Source organism: Vibrio sp. 1402 (assembly GCF_033340275.1).
In genome coordinates this window covers 1-701 of record NZ_JAWOWE010000279.1, presented here as the reverse complement: position 1 = coordinate 701, position 701 = coordinate 1, and the positions used below count along the sequence as shown (strand labels likewise).

General features: G+C 39.8%; 1 protein-coding gene. It reads right to left on the bottom strand.

Annotated features, from left to right (window positions below; all coding sequences use genetic code 11):
- Positions 1 to 249: 249 nt before the first annotated feature.
- The coding region (locus tag R7044_RS25550) for a hypothetical protein (protein WP_225456039.1) at positions 250 to 701 on the bottom strand (452 nt) is incomplete at its 5' end.

The window sequence follows — 701 nt, the reverse complement described above, 5'->3', positions numbered from 1 at the left end:
AACTGAGAGCTAGGGTTTGGATAGGATCTTGATATTAAATATATAATAACCAGTACAACAGCTTGCCGTAGGCCGCTGTTGTACTGGTTATTATTAATGGTATGTTCTTGAGTCTGGCTGTGAATTTCAAAACATCATTGATGTGAAAAGTGCTTGTTCAGTATGGATTTTTACACGGATATCCAACTCCATGAATCTGTTCCCAGAGTGATAAGCACGCGTGAAGTTGCGTGCTTATAGCTTTCGCCTCTACCCTAGAACCTCGACGTCGCTGAACATGTAGCCATGTTCTAGCAGGGATTGTTTAACTGAATCTCTTATATCGACATCAATATGAGTGAGTAATTCTTCTGCTGCTAGTTTGGGTTGTATTGTTAAGATTTGTTGGTTGCAGATGCTAGCTTCTTGCAGAAGAACCAGATCATTATTATTTAACGAATATATCAAAGTCTTTCCTTTGGTTTCTCTTTCTTTAGAGAAGACTAATTGACCACCGATTTGAACGGGATGGATGATTGGCTCTGGCGTTAGATCATTGAGCATTTCTTGGAGTCCGTTTAATAGCTCTAATTCATGTTTTTCCCCATTTAAAGCTATTGGTAGTTTGTCACATTTCAAAATGCTGTCTGCAAATACCGCTAGGTTGCTCAGACGAGCGTCTTGTACACCAAGTTCTTTACCAGATGCTAGAGCCTCACAAG